The sequence below is a fragment of the Cryobacterium sp. genome (genome assembly GCF_026786305.1).
Taxonomy (GTDB): Bacteria; Actinomycetota; Actinomycetes; order Actinomycetales; family Microbacteriaceae; genus Cryobacterium.
Genome location: NZ_JAJAYI010000064.1, coordinates 20,504 through 37,837 on the forward strand (window position 1 = coordinate 20,504; position 17,334 = coordinate 37,837).

The window sequence follows — 17,334 nt, forward strand, 5'->3', positions numbered from 1 at the left end:
TCGTCCAAGACAAAGGAGGCGTGCGTGCTGCCGCTGGAGAAGTCACTGCGCATCGCGCTGGTCTGCCTGCACACCTCGCCGGGTGCGGACCCGGGTGCCGGTGACGCTGGCGGCATGAACGTCGTTGTCCGCCATCAGGCGGAAGCTCTCGCAGCCCTCGGCCACGATGTGAGCATTCTGACCCGCCGCTCAGCGGCGGATCAGCCGGCCTCGATGCAGCTCGCACCCGCCGTGACCCTGCAATTCCTTGATGCCGGTCCGGCAGTCACCCTGCCCAAGGGTCAGCACGAACATTGGATCGAGAAGTTTTCCGCGCGGCTGGCCGCCCTCCCGCCGTATGACATCATCCACTCGCATCACTGGTTTTCCGGCATGGCCGCCCTGCCGGTCGCTCGACGGTGGGGCATTCCGCACGTGCAAAGCTTCCACAGCATCGCCGCCGACAACACGACGCCGCTGTCAGCCGGTGAACGGGCCGAATCACCGGGACGGATGCTCGGCGAGGCCTGGTTGGCGCGTGAATCGGATTCTGTTGTCGCGATCAGTGCGGCCGAGTCTGCGACGATCACGGGGCGATTGGGCGGTGCTGCGCAGCGCACGGCCGTCGTGCTGCCCGGTGTGGACAGCGGAATGTTCTCTCCGGCCGGGCATGCCGATCGGGTGATACCGGCCGGAAGCGGCGGTTATGTCCTCGTCGCAGCCCGTCTGCAGCCCCTGAAAGGCCTCGACCTGGCGATTGCGGCGATCGCCGCTATCCCGGCGGGCATTCGACCGGCACTCGTGATCGCCGGAGCGGCCTCGGCTGACTACGACGGCTACGTCGACGAGTTGCGGGCACTCGCCGAGCGGGTCGGGCTCACCGACGAGCTTCGATTGGTCGGCCCCCGGTCCCGGGTCGATCTAGCCAGCCTGTTTCGCGGTGCCCGTCTCGTGCTGGTGCCGTCCCACTCGGAAACTTATGGTCTCGTCGCGCTCGAAGGCGCGGCGAGCGGCGTGCCGGTCATCGCTGCGGCATCGGGGGGGCTGCGAGAAGCCGTCGTCGACGGGGCAACCGGCCTGGTGCTCGAGTCGCGCGATCCGCGGGTCTGGGGCGACGCGATCGCTCGCCTTCTCACCGATCCGCAGCGCGCCCGGCGGCTGTCGGTGGCCGCTCGGGAGCACGCGGTTCAACTCGACTGGACGCGGTCGGCCACGTCCCTGCTCAAGGTCTACCGCGAGCTGCTCGCCCCGGGAACACCCGACCACGGCTTGGCCGGCAGCTGCCAGCACCACCGCGCCGTCGCCTGACTCCTGAGTTTGAGCGACCGTGATCGGCCGCCCTCTGAACTAGTGCAGTTGGCGGTCGAGCAGCTCGTCTTCAATCTCCGCATCATTGCGCGGCTTCGCGGCTCGTTTGCGGGAACGCTCGTCGGCTCGTTCGCGCTCCTCGGGGTCTTCAGCATTCACGCTACGATATTCTTCCCGCAAGGCCCAGCCGAGGCCGATGAAGGCGAGCAGTCCGAATACGAACCATTGGAAGGCGTACGACAGGTGGGGGCCCTCGTCGCGCACCGGTTTCAGCACGGCAGCCGGGCGCTCGTCGGCCGCGGCGGGGCTCTCGGTGTCCATCAGACCGTAGGCCCCGGTGTACGTGGGATGGTCGAGCCGCTCGGCAATGGTGGTGAGGTTGATCGTGGCGACCTGATTACCACTGGCAGTTCGGCCGGGCAGGTCGGGTTCAGTGGCTTTGAGCCGGGCGACCACGGTGACCGTTCCTCTCGGTGGCGAAGGCACCGTGTCCGGAGCATCCTGTTTCTGCCCGGTGGGCAGCCAGCCGCGGTCGACGATGAAGATCGTGCCGTCGGAAAGCAGCAGCGGGGTCAGCACCTCGAAGCCCGGATTGACGTTGAGCGGGCGGTTGCGCGCGAGCATCTCATCGTCGATGAGGTAGGTGCCGGTCAGTTCTACCGGCATCCACTTCTGGGATTCGGCGAAGGCGGTCAGACCGGGCAGTGCCTCGGCGACGGGAACCGGCGTCGAATCGAAATTGGAATCGATCTTGAACAGCTCAGTGAGGGCCTCGTCGCGCCGGGCCAATTGCCAGACACCGAGCCCGGAACATACCGCCGCGAAGAGAATGGTGAGCGCCAGATAACCCGCCCAGCGACGGCTGAAAGCGAATTTCCAGCCCGTCATTGCCCATCTCCGGCGGGGTCCGGTGCGCTGGCATCAAGCGGGCTCACTGTGAGAGGAAAATCGCGGGCGGCCAGGAACTCGCGCAGGTACTCGACGTGTGCGTCGCAGGCCAGCCAGGTTTTAACGCGGTCGGTCGAATGAATGCGTGGGTTACGCCAGTCCAACCGCCAGCTTCCCGGATTCCGACAGTCCGCTCGCGAACAAGTGGACGACTCCAGGGGTGCGCCCAGTCCGATCATCGGACTCGTCGCAGCAGACGCGCAAACACTCACTTCACCTCATCGTCGGCATTGCGATAGATCTCCACGCTACCGGGCCGCCGGACTTCGCCTCCGCGCGGCGCTATTTTCACGTTGGCGACAACGACGGCGAAGTAGGGCAGGGCGATCGCACCTATGGCGCACAGCACCAGCCACCAGCCCTGCACGAACAACATGAGCACAATGCAGACGACACGGATGCCCATAGCAATCGAGTATTTGATCATCCGCTTGCGTCGTTCGACCTCGGGGGAGGCGGGGAGCGAGGTGATCGACTGCTGCTTCATAGGTCCATAGAGTTCGTCATCGGGTTTGATATCGGCTTTGTCATCGGGTTTGACATCGAGTTTGACATCGGGTCGTCGGTGGGCAAAATTCCCCGCCTTCAAGCCTACGACTGCACGGCCTGATTGTTGCACGCCTTAAACTTGAATCTGCCGGGTATTTCGTTGAACCGAGCCCCGCATCCCCGCATTCCTCCATCCCTCCATCCCTCCATCCCCCCCCAGTATGCACAGAACAGGAATTTCATGACTACGGCTCGAACAGTGCTCGTCACCGGTGGTAACCGCGGCATCGGTTTTGCCATTGCGGAGGAATTCCTCGCCCAGGGACACCGCGTCGCCGTAACCTCGCGGTCCGGGCACGGGCCCTCCGGAAGTCTCACCGTGCGCGCCGACGTGACCGACGCGGCATCCATCGATGCCGCCTTCACGGAAATTGAGGTGACCTACGGTCCGGTTGAAATCGTCGTGGCCAACGCCGGAATCACCCGCGATACCCTGCTCTTGCGCATGTCCGAGGATGACTTCACCGCGGTGATCGACACCAACCTGAGCGGTGCTTTCCGTGTGGTCAAGCGTGCCAGCAAGGGCATGCTCAAGGCTCGTTTCGGGCGGATCGTGCTCATCTCAAGCGTTGTGGGCCTCTACGGCTCCGCCGGGCAGGTGAATTATTCGGCGTCGAAGAGCGGTCTGATCGGATTGGCCCGATCGGTCACCCGCGAGCTCGGTGCCCGCGGCATCACCGCGAATGTTGTCGCCCCCGGTTTCATCGAAACCGACATGACCGCAGCCTTGCCCCAAGCGCAGCAGGCTGACTACAAGCGCAATATCCCGGTCGGGCGATTCGCCACTCCACTAGAAGTTGCTCGCGTCGTCACCTGGCTCGCGAGCGATGACGCCGCGTACATCTCCGGTGCGGTCATCCCGGTCGACGGCGGCCTCGGTATGGGCCACTAGGCAACTGGAGCAAACCGGCGAGGGCCAGGTCTCAGCCGCGCAGGCCAAGCAGCGGCAGGACCTGGCTGAGGTTGCAGTGGTCGATGATGAGGTCGGCTTCGCGCTGTACTCGCGGTTTGGCGTTGAACGCGACGGCGAGTCCGGCGGCGTTCATCATCAGCAGATCGTTGGCGCCGTCCCCGACCGCCACGGTCTGTGACAGGGCGATGTGGTCGACTGCGGCCCATTCGCAGAGAGCGACCGCTTTAGCCTTGGCGTCGATGATCGGTCCGAGCACTCGCCCAGTGAGACGGCCCGCTTCGACTTCGAGTCGGTTGGCCCGTAAATGGTCCACACCGAGGTCGGCCGCGAGCGGGTCGAGCAGCTCGTGAAAACCGCCAGACACCACGCCGACGACGCCCCCGCCGGCGTGAATGCCGGCGATAAGTTCGTGCACCCCCTCGGTCGGGCGGATACGCCGCCCCACCTCCGTGAAGACGCTCTCTGGCAGTCCCGCCAGGGTCAGTACCCGCTCGCGCAGGCTCTGTGCGAAATCGAATTCGCCACGCATGGCACGTTCGGTCAGGTCGGCGACCAGTTCACGCGAGCCGGCGGCATCCGCCAGCAGCTCGATCACTTCGTCTCGAATCAGGGTGGAGTCGGCATCAAGGACGACCAGGAAGCGCGGTGCGGTAGCGAGGTTCACGGAGTGACGAGCACGCCCTTACCGACGACGGTAATTCCGGATTCGGTCACGCTGAAGCCGCGCGCCAGGTCGCGATCCCGATCGACGCCGACCGTGGCGCCGGCCTCGACGATCACTTCCTTGTCGAGAATGGCCCGGCGCACGATGGCACCCGGCCGAATCTGCACCCGGTCGAACACGATGGAGTCGACGACCTCGCAGGCTGAACCGATCGAGGTCCACGGTCCGAGAACGCTGCGCTCGATGTGAGCGCCCGAAATGACGCAGCCCAGCGAGACGATCGAGTCGATCATGGTGCCGAGGGCGCCATGGCCGTCGCGTACGAATTTCGCCGGTGGCGAGTTCAGTTGCATGCTGAAGATCGGCCACTCCTGGTTGTACAGGTTGAACACTGGAAGCGCCGAAATGAGGTCCTGGTGTGCCTCGAAGAAAGAATCAATCGTTCCCACATCGCGCCAGTAGTAGCGGTCGCGATCGGTGGACCCTGGCAACTCGTTGCGTTGCAAATCGTACACGGCCGCGTCGCCGCGCGAGACGAAGTCGGGAATGATGTCGCCGCCCATGTCGTGGCTCGAGTCGGTGCGCTCACCATCGCGGAGCACCGCCTCGATCAGGGCGTCGGTGTTGAAGACGTAGTTGCCCATCGAGGCGAACACCTCGTGAGGCGCGTCGGCGAGACCGACGGCGTCTTTGGGCTTTTCCCGAAAATCGGAGATCCGATCCGGGGCGGCAGCATCCACTTCGATGACGCCGAACTGATCAGCCAATCCGATGGGCTGGCGAATGGCCGCGACCGTGGCCGACAGGCCCGACGCGATGTGCGCATCGATCATCTGGCTGAAGTCCATGCGATAGACGTGGTCTGCTCCGACGACGACAACAATGTCGGGTTTTTCGTCGTGAATGAGGTTCAGGCTTTGCAGGATCGCGTCGGCCGAGCCGCTGAACCAACGTTTGCCGAGGCGCTGCTGAGCGGGCACCGAGGCGATGTACGAGTTGAACAAGCCGCCGGAGACATGCCAGGTCTGGGAGACGTGGCGGTCGAGGCTGTGTGACTTGTACTGGGTCAACACCACGATCTGCGTGACGCCGGAATTGATGAGGTTGGACAGGGCGAAATCCACCAGGCGGTAATGCCCGCCAAAGGGGACGGCGGGCTTGGCCCGGTCCTCGGTCAGCGGCATGAGCCGTTTTCCCTCACCACCAGCGAGAACGATTCCAAAGATTTTCTTGGCCTTCATAGGTACAGAGTAAGGCCAACCGGGCAACTCGACTAGCACCCTGGGTGTGCGTCGGCTCGGGCTGCGCTACCTTTGCTCCATGCGAGTGGATCTGATGACCAAGGAGTACCCCCCGGAGATTTACGGGGGAGCGGGCGTGCACGTAACGGAGCTCGTGCGGGCGCTCCGCGAAGATATCGACGTGTCGGTGCGGTGCTTCGGCGCGCCCCGCTCGGATACCGATACCTTTGCCTACGAGGTGCCCGCCCAGCTGGTCGAGGCCAACGCAACCCTGGGCACTCTCGGTGTCGACCTGCAGATGGCGCAGGACGCTGCTGGTGCCGATCTGGTGCACTCACACACCTGGTACGCCAACGCGGCCGGGCACCTTGCGAAGATGCTGCACGGCATTCCGCACGTCGTCACCGCCCACAGTCTCGAACCATTGCGCCCGTGGAAGGCCGAGCAGCTCGGCGGCGGCTACCGTGTGTCGAGCTGGATCGAGAAGACGGCCTTTGAGGCAGCGGATGCCGTGATCGCCGTCAGCGACGGCATGCGTCGCGATATCCTGCGCAGCTACCCCGCACTCGACGAGAGCCGGGTGCACACGGTGTACAACGGCATCGATCTCGACCGCTGGAAACCTCGACTCGACGCCGACTTCGTCCGCGGACTGGGAATCGATCCTGACCGTCCGTCCGTGGTTTTCGTCGGCCGCATCACGCGGCAGAAGGGACTTCCGTACCTGTTGCGCGCCGCAGCATTGCTACCGCCCGAGGTGCAACTCGTGCTGTGCGCTGGCGCCCCCGACACTCCCGGCATTCTGGCTGAAGTGACCGCCGGAGTGGAGGCGTTGCAGCTGCAACGCTCGGGAGTCGTCTGGATCAACCGGCTCCTGGCCCAGCCCGAGCTGGCAGCCGTACTTTCCCACGGCACGGTCTTCGTCTGCCCGTCCATTTACGAACCCCTCGGAATCGTCAACCTGGAGGCCATGGCGTGCGGCCTGGCCGTCGTCGGAACGGCCACCGGAGGTATCCCGGAGGTCGTCGCCGACGGCCAGACCGGGCGACTGGTTCCGATCGAGCAACTCACCGACGGCACGGGCACCCCGTTGCGTCCGGAGCAGTTCGTCGCCGACCTGGCCCGCATTCTCACCGAGGTGGTGAACGATCCGTCCCGCGCAGCCGAAATGGGGCGTGCCGGCCGCCTGCGCGCAGAGCAGGTGTTCGGCTGGAGCCAGATCGCCACCCGCACTCGAGAGATCTATGCGTCTCTGCTCTGAATGACCCGGTCAGGCTGCCGGACCCGTCGCTGCGACGGGCCCGGCGTCTTTCGCGACCGGCCCTGCCCGATAACATGGATATATGGTCAACGTTTTGCATTTCACCGACGTCTCCGTTGTCCGGGGTGGCACCACCATCCTCGACTCAGTGAATTGGAGCGTCGACGACGACCAACGGTGGGTGATTCTCGGTCCGAACGGTGCCGGCAAGACCACCCTGCTGCAGATCGCCGCCGCTTTCATGCACCCGTCGAGCGGTGAGGCCGAGGTGCTGGATGAGACGCTCGGTGGGACGGATGTCTTCGAGCTGCGGCCCCGGATCGGGTTCGCCTCGACCGCTCTGGCGCGCAAGGTCCCCGGCCAGGAAAAGGTTCTCGACGTCGTCATGACGGCGGCATATTCGGTCACCGGCCGATGGAACGAGGAATACGAGTCCATTGACGAACGCCGTGCCCAGCGTGTTCTGCAGGAATGGAACCTCGACCAGCTCGCCGACCGCAAGTTCGGCACGCTGAGCGACGGCGAGCAGAAGCGCGTGCAGATCGCCCGCTCGGTCATGACCGACCCGGAGATTCTGCTTCTCGATGAACCTGCCGCAAGCCTCGACCTCGGCGCCCGGGAGTCCCTCCTGCAGCTGCTCAGCGGGTTCGCAAAGGAACCCAACTCGCCAGCCATCATCATGGTCACCCACCACGTTGAGGAGATTCCGCTCGGTTTCACCCACGTGCTGCTGTTGTCGGGCGGCAAGGTCGTCTCCGTCGGCCCGATCGGTGAGGCCCTGACTGCCCAGTCCCTCACGGACACTTTTGGCCTGACCGTCGAACTCACCGAGACCGACGGCCGCTACTCGGCACGCTCGCTTTGAGAGGACGTTTGAACACGAGGGTTCGGGGACGAGGTCTCGAACACGAGCGCTCGCACTGCCGGGCTTTCTGCTAAAGTAAAGGCTGGTCATTTGGCCAACCAGCTTGTCGTCGTCTCAGGCGGCGGGGCCCAACAATCGAACAGCACTGTGACCAGTTACAAGTCTGTCCACCAGAAGTGCAAAAGGAAATTTTCATGAAGTCTGATATTCACCCCGAGTACGCTGCCGTCGTGTTCCGCGACCTCGCCTCCGGCGCGACCTTCCTGACTCGTTCGACGGTCTCCAGCAAGAAGACCATCGAGTGGGAAGACGGAACCACGTACCCGGTCATCGACGTGGAAATCTCCTCCGAGTCGCACCCGTTCTACACGGGCAAGCAGCGCATCATGGACTCCGCCGGTCGGGTCGAGAAGTTCAACTCGCGTTACAAGGGCTTCGGCAAGTAGCACCCGGTTTTCAGAACAGGGAAAGCGACCATCTTCGGCTGGTCGCTTTCCCTGTGTCGGCTTCACGGGGCTTCACGGGGCTTCACGGGGCAGGGCTGGGCAGGGCTGGGCAGCTTGCACCCCCGCAGCGTTATCGCGGTCAGCGCTGGGGCCAGGCGGTGTCAGCCTGAAATTCGGGATCGCGGCCGCGCCGCATATATTCCTGAAAGCTTTCGGCCTGCTGGCGATACCAGGTGACCTGCAGCGCATGCATCTCGTCGAGAGTGGTCGGCAGGGCGCCTTCGTGCGCGCGGTGAATCGCCTGCGCGACACGACCGGCCGCAATCGCGTCGGCTCCGGCATCATGGGCATCCTCGAGAGTGACCCCATAGAACGCGCTCGTGACCTCGAGGGTGCGCTTTCCCTTGCGATACTTGTCCACGGCCTTGTCGATGACGAGGGGATCGACGACCGGACTGGGGGAGACCAACGGGGCAACGCCGTAGCGCGCAGCTTCACGGTCGAGCAGGGTGAGGTCATATGGAGCGTTGTAGGCCACGATGGGCAGACCGTCGCTCAGATAACCACGCAGGGCCGCAACGATCTCGGCCACAGCCTCAGCCGCGACACGGCCGTGCTCTACGGCATGCCGTGTCGTAATGCCGTGCACGTTGGTAGCCCCGGCCGGAATGTCGACGCCCGGATCGACGAGCCAATCAATGCGCTCCACGGCCGTACCGCTCGCGTCGAGAACGGCGACGGTGGCCGACACGATGCGGCAGGTTTCCACGTCGATGCCGGTGGTTTCAAGGTCGAATACGGCGAGGTGATCGCTCCAGGTGCTCATGATCCCACCCTAGGGCCGACCACCGACAGGCAGCTGCTGCACTCGCCCGGCAGCTGCTGGGATGGTGGCAGCATCAATCCCTGATGGGATCAGAGCGTGATGCGCCGGTTGATGACGTTTTCGGCGCTCTCGCGCATGGTGTAGTTGTTCGCCCGGGCATCCGCTCGCAGTCGCTTGAAGGCTTCGTCCATGTCCACCGTGCTGATCTGGGCAATGACCCCCTTAGCCTGTTCAATCAGAATGCGACTGTTCAGCGCCCGCTGCAGCTGTTCGTTGACGACGGCGTCTTCGCGCACGGTGCGTTCCTGCAGGATACTGATTGTGGCGACATCGGCCATGGCTTGGCCGATCGCAGCGTCTTCGGGGGTGACATCGCCGGGCTCGGTGCGAAACAGATTGAGCGCCCCGATCGTCCGATGGTGCACCCGCATCGGGATGGCGTGGACCGAACGAAAACCCTGCGACAGCGCGGCTGCCACGAAAACCGGGTAGGTGTCAGCGAAAGCGGCTATGTCGCCGAGGGTGACGACTTTGCCGGTGAGGTAGCAGTCCACGCACGGACCGGTGCCGGCCTGCTGCTGTAAAACCTCCACGAGGTAGCTTTCTTCGCTCGTCGAAGCGACGACCTGGAGTTCCCCGGTCGGGTCGGCCAGCAGGAGGCCGGCCGCAGTGGCGTCGAGCAACTCAACGCATGCCTCAACGAGAGTGTGCAGCACGTCGAGAACGTCATATTCGCCCACCAGAGTGTCCGTCAACTTCACGAAGGCGGCGCTCACCATTGAGGCGCGAGTCTGAGTGACCATGACTGAATTCTAGAACGATTTCTGTAATTTAGTCAGAGTCTGGCGTGAATAGCAGACGTCGTGCGACGACGTCCCCGGCGACGGACCGAACGGTTCGACCATGCGAATATGCGTGCGCGCGAAGCAACAGGAGGGCATCCGTCGGTGTGACGTTCATCTGCACCAGCACCATGCCAGTGGCCTGGTGAATTTCTCGCCGCGACAGCGGAGAGGCTGCCGACACCGCCGACGCCGCCGACCCGGTGACGGCTGATTCCTGCACCCGGAGCAGTCGATCGAGCAGGTTCCACGCGGTCTGGTTGGCCAGCACCAGGGCCTTCGCCCGGTCTGTGCGATCGAGCGCCCCCGGGGTCGTGCTGTAGAGCTCAACGATACCGACATTGATTGCGCCGAGCGTGAGGGGAAAAACGTAGAGCGCTGCGACGTCGGTGTCCATCAGCGCCGTGTGAAAGATCGGCCAGAGAGAATGCTCCACCTCGCGTACCCGCGGTTCGAGGACGGGAAGGCGAGTGCGGGCCGCTTCCCAACGCGGACCCTCGCCGAGATCGAACTGCAGCTCATCGAGACGGGCGGCGAGGCCATCGGTGGCACAGACGACCGTCTCGGGAACCGCCCCACCAAACACGGACACCGCGGCACCGTTCACCGGTAACTCGACGAGAAAACGGGCGCACAAGCGCGTGTCTTCGACTCCACCGTCTGTGCTGGACCATTCCGCCACGATCGGCCGGCCTCCAGACCCTGGGCGATTGCTTGCCTAGCCCCAGAATACGTGGTGAGAGCGTCGCGACAAAGAAATTGTCGGTGTCTAACGCGACAATTCTTCACGGTCCGCCGGCAACCAGCCCGTCTGTGTTCGATCCGCAGTTATCCGCAGTGCAACCAGTAGAAACTCTGCGCGCCGAGCGTGAGGGTGAGCGAGCCTTCCTCGTTGAAACTGGGAAAAACTGCACCGCCGAACAGGTCGTACAGCCGGGTTCCGGCCATGTCGACATCGTCGATCGTGAACGCGACCGGGTTGTGCGAAAAGCTGAATACGCACATCACGGTTTCTGGTTGGTCACCGAATATAGAACCGGAGCCGGCATGACTGCGGGTGAACACGAGTACCGATTCGTGGTTGGTCTTGAGTACGCGGATCGTGCCGAGCCCAAAGGTTGGATGCGCCTTGCGCACGTGGATCACATTGCGAATCCAGTGCAGGAGCGAACCGGACTGGGCCAGTTGGGATTCCACGTTGGTCTGCGTAAAATTGTAGACGAGGGACTGCACGATTGGCAGGAAGAGCTTGCCGGGGTCGGCATCGGAGAAGCCGGCATTGCGATCGGGAGTCCACTGCATCGGTGTGCGTGAACTGTCCCGGTCGGGAAGCCAGATATTGTCGCCCATGCCGATCTCATCGCCATAGTAGAGAAACGGGCTGCCGGGAAGGGCAAAGAGCAGGGCGTGGGCGAGCTCCAGCTCGGCTCGGGAATTGTCGAGCAACGGCGCCAGCCGTCTGCGAATGCCGATATTTGCGCGCATCCGTGGGTCGTAGGCGTACCAGCCATACATGGCCTGGCGGTATTCCTCGCTGACCATTTCGAGGGTGAGCTCGTCGTGGTTGCGCAGAAAGACGCCCCAACCGGCCCCTTCTGGAATGTCGGTCGTTTCAGAGAGTACCCGCACCAATTCATTGGCCTGCTGTGAGCGCAGGGAATAGAAGATGCGCGGCATGACCGGAAAATCGAACGCCATGTGGCATTCCGGTTCGTCTTCTGTGCCGAAGAAGGCGGCGACTTCGCGCGGCCATTGGTTCGCTTCGGCGATCATGACCCGTCCGGGGTAGTCCCGGTCGACCATGGCACGCAACCGTTTGACGAACTCGTGGGTCGGCGGCTCGCCCTCGCCGTTGCCCTCCTCGGACTCGAACAGGTAGGGGATCGCATCCAGCCGAAAGCCATCGACGCCGAGGTCGAGCCAGAAGCGCACGACATCGAAGATGGCCTCCTGTACGGCCGGGTTCTCGAAATTGAGGTCGGGCTGGTGCGAGAAGAACCGGTGAAAGAAGAATTGCCGACGCACCGGGTCGAAGGCCCAGTTCGATTCTTCGGTGTCGGTAAAGATGATGCGAATGTTGGGGTAGCGCTCGTCGGTGTCACTCCAGACGTAGAAATCTCCGTAAGGTCCGTCGGGGTCTTCGCGGGACTGCTGGAACCACTCATGCTGGTCCGAGGTGTGATTGAGCGGAAAGTCGATCACGATGCGCATATTGCGTTCGTGCGCCTTGGTTACGAGGTCCTTGAATTCCTCGAGGGTGCCGAATTCCGGCAGAATCGTGCGGTAGTCCGAGACGTCATAGCCGCCATCTTTCAGCGGAGTGTTGAAAAACGGCGGAATCCACAGGGCGTCGATGCCGAGCCACTGCAGGTAGTCGAGCTTGGAAACCAGGCCCGACAGGTCGCCCGACCCGTCGGCATTGCTGTCAACAAAGGACCGGATCATTACCTCGTAAAAGACGGCACGGCGATACCACCGCGGATCGAGGGCCAAACCGGGCAGCTGAATGGGTGCGGTAAAGCTCACGGCTTTCCTTCCGTCCCCGCGAAGGGCTTTTTCGATGCATATGGTGGGTAGAGTCTAGATCGACCACCCGGGTCCACGTCCAGCCTTGTGTGAGTCTCGCGCCTAAACTAGGGCCGATGATCGTTTCTTCTCCCTACGACAAGCTTATGGAGCGCCTGCCGGTGCGTGAGCTCACCGCATCCGTTCCAGGCCTCGACCGAGCGTGCAGTGACACTCGGTACTGGGAGTATGGCGTCCCCACCGCGGCCACCATTCTCGTGCTCGTTCACGGCTTTCGCGGCGACCACCACGGTCTGCAACTGATCGTGGCCGAGCTGCTCTGTGGCGACTCGAATCCGCCCGACCTATACATCGTGGCACCCGACCTTCCCGGTTTCGGCGAGTCGGCCCCGCTCCCCGACGGCGAGCATTCCCTGACCGGATACGCCTGTTGGCTCCGGGAGTTTCTCCGAGTGCTCGCCCCGGCCGGGCGCCTGGTCGTGCTGGGCCATTCTTTCGGTTCGATCGTGGTCGCTGCGGCCGTGGCCGAAGGCCTGACGGCCGACGATGTCATCCTGATCAATCCGATCGCCGCGCCGGCCCTGTCCGGGCCGCGTGGTGTGCTGACCCGACTGGCGGTGTTTTACTATTGGGTCGCTGCGACCCTGCCGGAGCGCTGGGGCTACGCACTGTTGCAGAACCGTGCCATCGTGCGCATGATGAGCGTGAGCATGGCCAAGACGCGGGAGAGTGCCCTGCGGCGCTGGATTCACAATCAGCACGACCGCTACTTCAGTGCCTTCGCCAACCGTCAGGTCGTGATGGCCGCGTTCACCGCCTCGGTCAGCCATGACGTGAGCGAGTTCGCCGCGCGCATCCGGCAGCCAACACTTCTGATCGCGGCCGACAAAGACGACATCACGCCGCTGTCCGCCCAGTATCGGTTGCAGACGCTGTTTCCGAACGCGACGTTGCGGGTCATCGAGAACGTCGGCCACCTCATCCACTACGAAAAGCCGAAACCGGCCGCCGTGTTCATTCGGGAATTTCTTGCCGAGGAGCGACCGCTATGAGAATTGTCATCGACTGCCGCTATGTGCGCCTCGATCAGCACGACGGCATCAGCCGTTACACGGCGGGGTTGGTCACCGAACTGGGCCGCCTGCATCCGCTCACCATGCTGATCAGCGACCATCGTCAGCTCGCGATGTTGCCGGCCCTGCCCTGGCAGCTCGTGCGGGCCCCGACCAGCCTGCTCGAACCGCTGGTCGCCCTGTCGGTCAACCGGCTGAAGCCCGACGTGGTGTTCAGCCCGATGCAGACGATGGGCTCCTGGGGCCGCAAATACCGGTTATACCTGACCGTGCACGACCTTATCTACTACCGCAACCGCACACCGCCACGTGATCTCTCCCTGTTTATCCGGCTGGTCTGGCGCGCCTACCACCTGTCGTGGTGGCCACAGCGGATGCTGCTGAACGGCGCCGACGGCATCGTGACGGTATCCGAGACCACACGTTCGCTGATCGCTGATCACCATCTCACCCGGCGCCCGGTCACCGTGGTGCCGAACGCCGCCGATACCGTTCCGGGCAGACCCAGCCACCGGAGCATTCCGGAAACCACACGGTTGATCTACATGGGTTCCTTCATGCCGTACAAGAACCTCGACACGCTCGTGCTGGCCCTGGCCGATCTGCCGGAATACGAGCTGCACCTGCTCAGCCGGGTGTCGGCGACCGAACGGGCCCGGTTGGCCCGTCTGGCACCGCAGGCCCGGCTCGTCTTTCACGACGGGGTGACCGATGAGGAGTACCATCGCGTGTTGCGCACGGCGACCGCGCTCGTGACCGCCTCACTCGATGAGGGCTTCGGAATTCCCCTGGTCGAGGCGATGAGCATCGGCATCCCCGTCGTGGTCAGCGATATTCCGATCTTTCGTGAAATCGGCGGAGACGCGGCGCTGTACTTCGACCCGCACAGCGCTGCTGCCATTGTTTCGACCGTTCGACGCCTTGCGTACCAGGGGGAGTGGGAAGCCCGGTCCGCCCAGTCGATCGATCAGGCCGCCCGATTCACCTGGGCGGCGTCGGCCCGCACGCTGCTCGGAGTGTTGGAGGGAACCGAGCGCACCGTGTAGCCCGGTGCGCGCCGTCGATCCCGTCCAAGCGCCCTGGATTGAAGGCCTCGACGGCCCTCCTGGAGAGCATTTCACGGCGCGTGGGAGTTGCGCCACTGCGCGGGAGGCGCAACTCGGGCGCAGCGGCGCAGGTCCCGCGCGACGCGTGGCGTGCGATCTGTGGCCGGGCCACAACTCCCGCGCAGCGGCGCAACCCCCGCGCCGCGGCGCGAGGCCTCGCGGCAGTCCGACCGAACGCTCGCTCTATCGCGATTGATTCGTGCCGGATAGAAGGATTGGTGGAGATCAGACGGCGGGCCTCACCGCACGGGCGACGCGGCGGTATCGCCGCGATCGTCCGGCGTGCGCGGCGTCGCGTCGAAGTGGGTCAGCAGCAGTTGATCATTCTCCCACCGAAAATCGTGCACGGATCCGTTGGCAATGGATTCGCCGTGTCGTGGCCGCTCGCCCGCGGTCGCGTGGCGAAGAAGCGTACCAATGATGCCGCCATGACTGAGCACCAATACGCACTGGCCGGCTCGCCCAATCGCCAGGCTCGACAGGGCGGCCAGAACCCGATCGACGACATCACGCCGGGTTTCCAACCCCGGAACAGCCATGCCGTCCGGAAATCGGTGTTGCCGCTCGGCGAAGGTGAGTCCTTCGATGGCGCCATGGTGGCGTTCGGTGAGTGCCGGAACAATCTGCGGGTCGTTCAGACCGAGTTCTGCCGCGATGATGCGGGCTGACTCCGCCGCGCGCGCCAGCGGACTGGACACAATGGCATCCCAGCGTCTGCTCTGCAGTCGCTTCGCAGCGGCGGCAGCCTCCGCTCTCCCGGTCGCGTTCAGCGGAATATCCGTACTGCCCTGAATCCGTTGGTAGAGGTTCCAGTCGGTCTGACCGTGACGCACGATGCAAAACGTCGTCGTGGCTGATTCATCCTCGACATCCCTGTGTGCGTCGGCGAACACGCGAGTTCAGCCCAGCAGCCGGTAGGCCAGTGCGGCGAAGGTTTCGGATGTGCCGGCTTCGAGTTTGTGCAGCGCCCGCCCGTCACCCTTGGTCACGCCGCGGTTGATGACGATGATCGGCAGCTTGCGGCGGCGAGCCTGTTCCACCAGACGGATGCCGGAATTCACCGCCAGCGACGATCCGGCCACGATGAGGGCCTCGGCGCTCTGAATCACAGCGGATGCTTCGAGAAAGGTCTCCGTTGGCACCAGCTCCCCGAAAAACACGACGTTGGGCTTGAGCATGCCGCCGCAGACCGTGCACTCCGGAACCACGAAGTCATCGATATTTCCCACGTCGGCGTCGCCGTCGGGAGCGATGCGAATATTCTTCGGGTCGCGGAGCACCGGGTTGTCCGTTTCGAGCCGCGTAGCGATGCTGTCCCGGCCGAAGGCCTGACCACAGGCCAGGCAGATGACCCGGTCGAGGGAACCATGCAGCTCGACCACGTGGCGGGAGCCAGCGCGGGTGTGCAGGCCGTCGACGTTCTGGGTGATGACACCGGCAATGGCGCCGGCGCTCTCCAACTGTGCGAGCGACCGGTGCCCGAGGTTGGGTTCAGCCTGGCGGAACACAGGCCAGCCCAGGTGACTGCCGGCCCAATAGCGTTTGCGTGACCGTTCGTCGGCGACAAAGGTCTGAAAGGTCATCGGGGTGCGCTTCGGCGCGCCCTCTCCGCGATAGTCGGGGATGCCAGAATCGGTGCTGAGGCCAGCGCCGGTGAGCACGGCGGCACGTTTGCCGCGCAGCAACGTGGCGACAGCATCCACTGCCCGCTCGGAATCGAGGGCGACCGCCGAGTCGAGCACGGCGGCGGCATCGGGAGCGTCAGCCGGCTCGAGCGCGTCGACCAACGACGTGTCGCTGGGCAGAGCCGCGTCGGCTGTCATCGGCGCTCCTTTCGGCAGGGCGAGCAGAAAAGGATGCCCGTCCCCTGATTCTAAACTCGTCTGTTTTCCTGTTTGACTACCCACCTGTCAGGCTTGCGCTTAATCACTCGTCCCGAAAGGCACTTTTTCGTGCAGATCACCCGCATTACCGACCTGTCCAGTGCGGGTCTCGCCGACTATTCAAGTTTGACCGATGTCGCCCTCCGACGGGTCCTGGAACCGGCAGGTGGCCTGTATATCGCCGAGTCACCCAAGGTGATCGCCCGGGCGCTGAACGCCGGGCATCGGCCCCGGTCGTTGCTCATTCAGGAACAGTGGATGGCCGACGCCGAACGGTTGCTGGCCGACTGGCCCGACGTTCCGGTCTACGTCGGTGATGCTGGCGTGCTGGAGCAGCTCACCGGCTACCACCTTCACCGCGGCGCCCTCGCCGCCATGCACCGCCCGGCGCTCGAACCGGTGGAGGCGCTGCTGACGCGTGCCCGCCGCATTGTCATCCTCGAAGATATCGTTGACCATACCAATGTCGGTGCCATCTTTCGCTCCGTCGCCGGGCTCGGCGCGGACGCCGTGCTGATCACACCGCGATGTGCCGACCCACTCTACCGGCGCAGTGTCCGCGTGAGCATGGGCACCGTGCTGCAGGTGCCGTGGACTCGGCTGCCGGAGTGGAGCGTGGCCACCCCGCTGCTGCACGCCGCCGGCTTTCACCTGGCCGCCCTGGCTCTGGCCGACTCCGCGGTCTCCCTCGACGTGTTCGCCGAGGCGGCGCCGGAACGGCTCGCCATCATCCTCGGCGCCGAAGGCGACGGTCTCAGCCAGCACGCTCTCGCCGCCGCGGACACGGTCGTGACGATTCCGATGCTGCACGGCGTCGACTCGCTCAACGTCGCCTCCGCGAGCGCGGTCGCGCTGTACGCCCTGCGCGTGCGTTCGTGAATACCCGGGGCCGACGGGCCGGTTT

The 17,334-nt window shown here is 64.2% G+C and carries 19 protein-coding genes; 8 read left to right on the plus strand and 11 right to left on the minus strand.

Translation table 11 applies throughout. The features are described from left to right. Positions 1-24: 24 nt before the first annotated feature. Positions 25-1,287, plus strand: coding sequence for a glycosyltransferase (locus tag LH475_RS06800; RefSeq protein WP_297413162.1), 1,263 nt, complete (start codon positions 25-27; stop codon positions 1,285-1,287). 39 nt (positions 1,288-1,326) lie between these two features. Here LH475_RS06800 and LH475_RS06805 read toward each other — a convergent pair whose 3' ends face one another. The 3 genes from LH475_RS06805 to LH475_RS06815 are packed head-to-tail and all read right to left on the minus strand — an operon-like array spanning position 1,327 to position 2,722. After that, a complete protein-coding gene (locus LH475_RS06805) occupies positions 1,327-2,175 on the minus strand; it encodes an SURF1 family protein (protein WP_196844305.1) in 849 nt (282 codons plus the stop codon). After that, positions 2,172-2,414 carry a hypothetical protein gene (locus tag LH475_RS06810; protein WP_297413163.1) on the minus strand — a complete coding sequence of 81 codons (243 nt, stop codon included), beginning with the start codon at positions 2,412-2,414 and terminating at the stop codon, positions 2,172-2,174. Before LH475_RS06810 ends, LH475_RS06805 begins: the two co-directional genes overlap by 4 nt. A 29-nt stretch (positions 2,415-2,443) precedes the next feature. After that, the gene (locus LH475_RS06815; RefSeq protein WP_196844374.1) at positions 2,444-2,722 is read right to left on the minus strand and encodes a DUF3099 domain-containing protein; all 279 of its coding nucleotides are present in this window, start codon (positions 2,720-2,722) and stop codon (positions 2,444-2,446) included. Positions 2,723-2,965: 243 nt separating this feature from the next. Between LH475_RS06815 and LH475_RS06820 the strand changes: the two genes are divergently transcribed. Then, the gene (locus tag LH475_RS06820; protein WP_196844306.1) at positions 2,966-3,676 is read left to right on the plus strand and encodes a beta-ketoacyl-ACP reductase; all 711 of its coding nucleotides are present in this window, start codon (positions 2,966-2,968) and stop codon (positions 3,674-3,676) included. Between the two features lie 31 nt (positions 3,677-3,707). On the opposite strand, the gene serB is transcribed toward LH475_RS06820, so the two are convergent. Together serB and LH475_RS06830 are read right to left on the minus strand one after the other, a co-directional pair. Continuing rightward, positions 3,708-4,361 carry a phosphoserine phosphatase SerB gene (gene serB / locus LH475_RS06825; RefSeq protein WP_297413164.1) on the minus strand — a complete coding sequence of 218 codons (654 nt, stop codon included), beginning with the start codon at positions 4,359-4,361 and terminating at the stop codon, positions 3,708-3,710. Next, the gene (locus tag LH475_RS06830; protein ID WP_196844308.1) at positions 4,358-5,602 is read right to left on the minus strand and encodes a glucose-1-phosphate adenylyltransferase; all 1,245 of its coding nucleotides are present in this window, start codon (positions 5,600-5,602) and stop codon (positions 4,358-4,360) included. The genes serB and LH475_RS06830 overlap by 4 nt, the downstream gene beginning before the upstream one ends. 79 nt (positions 5,603-5,681) lie before the next feature. Here LH475_RS06830 and glgA point away from each other — a divergent pair, with 79 nt between their 5' ends. The 3 genes from glgA (at position 5,682) to LH475_RS06845 (ending at position 8,174) form a co-directional block, all read left to right on the plus strand. Then, positions 5,682-6,863 (plus strand): glycogen synthase, encoded by a 1,182-nt coding sequence (gene glgA, locus LH475_RS06835; RefSeq protein ID WP_297413165.1) that lies wholly within the window; start codon positions 5,682-5,684, stop codon positions 6,861-6,863. Positions 6,864-6,945: 82 nt separating this feature from the next. Then, entirely contained in the window at positions 6,946-7,728 is a 783-nt protein-coding gene (locus LH475_RS06840; RefSeq protein WP_196844310.1) for an ABC transporter ATP-binding protein, read from the plus strand. Between the two features lie 194 nt (positions 7,729-7,922). Further along, positions 7,923-8,174 carry a type B 50S ribosomal protein L31 gene (locus LH475_RS06845; RefSeq protein ID WP_092107894.1) on the plus strand — a complete coding sequence of 84 codons (252 nt, stop codon included), beginning with the start codon at positions 7,923-7,925 and terminating at the stop codon, positions 8,172-8,174. A gap of 139 nt (positions 8,175-8,313) precedes the next feature. Here LH475_RS06845 and LH475_RS06850 read toward each other — a convergent pair whose 3' ends face one another. The 4 genes from LH475_RS06850 to treS all read right to left on the minus strand — a co-directional run bounded on the left by LH475_RS06850 (position 8,314) and on the right by treS (position 12,368). After that, positions 8,314-9,000 (minus strand): exonuclease domain-containing protein, encoded by a 687-nt coding sequence (locus LH475_RS06850; protein WP_297413166.1) that lies wholly within the window; start codon positions 8,998-9,000, stop codon positions 8,314-8,316. A gap of 89 nt (positions 9,001-9,089) precedes the next feature. After that, on the minus strand, positions 9,090-9,803 hold the full coding sequence (locus LH475_RS06855) for a GAF and ANTAR domain-containing protein (RefSeq protein ID WP_196844312.1): 714 nt from the start codon (positions 9,801-9,803) through the stop codon (positions 9,090-9,092). Between the two features lie 28 nt (positions 9,804-9,831). Further along, complete coding sequence (locus LH475_RS06860) at positions 9,832-10,524, minus strand: GAF and ANTAR domain-containing protein (RefSeq protein ID WP_196844313.1); 693 nt, start codon at positions 10,522-10,524, stop codon at positions 9,832-9,834. Positions 10,525-10,670: 146 nt separating this feature from the next. Next, positions 10,671-12,368 (minus strand): maltose alpha-D-glucosyltransferase, encoded by a 1,698-nt coding sequence (gene treS / locus LH475_RS06865; protein WP_196844314.1) that lies wholly within the window; start codon positions 12,366-12,368, stop codon positions 10,671-10,673. A gap of 116 nt (positions 12,369-12,484) precedes the next feature. Here treS and LH475_RS06870 point away from each other — a divergent pair, with 116 nt between their 5' ends. Both LH475_RS06870 and LH475_RS06875 read left to right on the plus strand, forming a co-directional pair. Beyond that, complete coding sequence (locus LH475_RS06870) at positions 12,485-13,420, plus strand: alpha/beta hydrolase (RefSeq protein WP_196844315.1); 936 nt, start codon at positions 12,485-12,487, stop codon at positions 13,418-13,420. Then, positions 13,417-14,487, plus strand: a complete 1,071-nt coding sequence (locus LH475_RS06875; RefSeq protein WP_196844316.1) for a glycosyltransferase family 1 protein — start codon at positions 13,417-13,419, stop codon at positions 14,485-14,487. Before LH475_RS06870 ends, LH475_RS06875 begins: the two co-directional genes overlap by 4 nt. 299 nt (positions 14,488-14,786) lie before the next feature. Here the strand turns inward: LH475_RS06875 and LH475_RS06880 are convergent, their stop codons facing one another. Together LH475_RS06880 and LH475_RS06885 are read right to left on the minus strand one after the other, a co-directional pair. After that, a complete protein-coding gene (locus LH475_RS06880; protein WP_297413167.1) occupies positions 14,787-15,380 on the minus strand; it encodes a histidine phosphatase family protein in 594 nt (197 codons plus the stop codon). Between the two features lie 66 nt (positions 15,381-15,446). Further along, entirely contained in the window at positions 15,447-16,370 is a 924-nt protein-coding gene (locus LH475_RS06885; RefSeq protein WP_196844317.1) for a Sir2 family NAD-dependent protein deacetylase, read from the minus strand. A gap of 129 nt (positions 16,371-16,499) precedes the next feature. Between LH475_RS06885 and LH475_RS06890 the strand changes: the two genes are divergently transcribed. Next, positions 16,500-17,309, plus strand: a complete 810-nt coding sequence (locus LH475_RS06890; RefSeq protein WP_196844318.1) for an RNA methyltransferase — start codon at positions 16,500-16,502, stop codon at positions 17,307-17,309. Positions 17,310-17,334: the final 25 nt, after the last annotated feature.

Excerpts from the sequence above, each read along its gene's own strand:
- LH475_RS06840 (WP_196844310.1), top strand. The coding sequence starts at position 6,946 with ATGGTCAACGTTTTGCATTTCACCGACGTCTCCGTTGTCCGGGGTGGC.
- LH475_RS06855 (WP_196844312.1), bottom strand. The coding sequence starts at position 9,803 with ATGGTCACTCAGACTCGCGCCTCAATGGTGAGCGCCGCCTTCGTGAAG.
- LH475_RS06810 (WP_297413163.1), bottom strand. The coding sequence starts at position 2,414 with ATGATCGGACTGGGCGCACCCCTGGAGTCGTCCACTTGTTCGCGAGCG.
- LH475_RS06820 (WP_196844306.1), top strand. The coding sequence starts at position 2,966 with ATGACTACGGCTCGAACAGTGCTCGTCACCGGTGGTAACCGCGGCATC.
- LH475_RS06875 (WP_196844316.1), top strand. The coding sequence starts at position 13,417 with ATGAGAATTGTCATCGACTGCCGCTATGTGCGCCTCGATCAGCACGAC.
- LH475_RS06885 (WP_196844317.1), bottom strand. The coding sequence starts at position 16,370 with ATGACAGCCGACGCGGCTCTGCCCAGCGACACGTCGTTGGTCGACGCG.
- LH475_RS06850 (WP_297413166.1), bottom strand. The coding sequence starts at position 9,000 with ATGAGCACCTGGAGCGATCACCTCGCCGTATTCGACCTTGAAACCACC.
- LH475_RS06870 (WP_196844315.1), top strand. The coding sequence starts at position 12,485 with ATGATCGTTTCTTCTCCCTACGACAAGCTTATGGAGCGCCTGCCGGTG.
- LH475_RS06830 (WP_196844308.1), bottom strand. The coding sequence starts at position 5,602 with ATGAAGGCCAAGAAAATCTTTGGAATCGTTCTCGCTGGTGGTGAGGGA.
- LH475_RS06805 (WP_196844305.1), bottom strand. The coding sequence starts at position 2,175 with ATGACGGGCTGGAAATTCGCTTTCAGCCGTCGCTGGGCGGGTTATCTG.
- LH475_RS06845 (WP_092107894.1), top strand. The coding sequence starts at position 7,923 with ATGAAGTCTGATATTCACCCCGAGTACGCTGCCGTCGTGTTCCGCGAC.
- glgA (WP_297413165.1), top strand. The coding sequence starts at position 5,682 with ATGCGAGTGGATCTGATGACCAAGGAGTACCCCCCGGAGATTTACGGG.
- LH475_RS06815 (WP_196844374.1), bottom strand. The coding sequence starts at position 2,722 with ATGAAGCAGCAGTCGATCACCTCGCTCCCCGCCTCCCCCGAGGTCGAA.